The sequence below is a fragment of the Dyella sp. SYSU CM1112 genome (genome assembly GCF_058216415.1).
Map to the genome: position 1 here is coordinate 1 of NZ_JBZEGI010000143.1, position 267 is coordinate 267.

The following is a 267-nucleotide window of genomic DNA, read 5'->3' on the forward strand; positions in this document are numbered from 1 at the left end:
CCGCAACCGCCTGTTTGTAGAAACTATGCGTCTAGATATTGGGAAGAATTCGTCGCATGTGTTCGAGGAATCTTGCATTGTTGCTGTGCAGCGAGTTGGCTGCAAATTCCAGTCGTTCCGCCGCTCGCTTCATCCGGCGCTCGCTCAGAAGGAGGTTCTGTCTCGCCATTGGCTGAACATCCTGCGCAATCGCGCGCTCACGTTCCTCCCGAAGGTTCTGCGCCGTGATCTTGGCTCCCAGAGCATAGAGTCCGCTCACGGCAAGAC

At 56.2% G+C, this 267-nt stretch carries 1 protein-coding gene; it reads right to left on the reverse strand.

Annotated elements, in window-relative coordinates; all coding sequences use genetic code 11:
- Window positions 1–31: 31 nt before the first annotated feature.
- Window positions 32–267: hypothetical protein (locus AC4HNJ_RS21980; RefSeq protein WP_490481740.1), on the reverse strand; the 236-nt coding region annotated here is incomplete at its 5' end.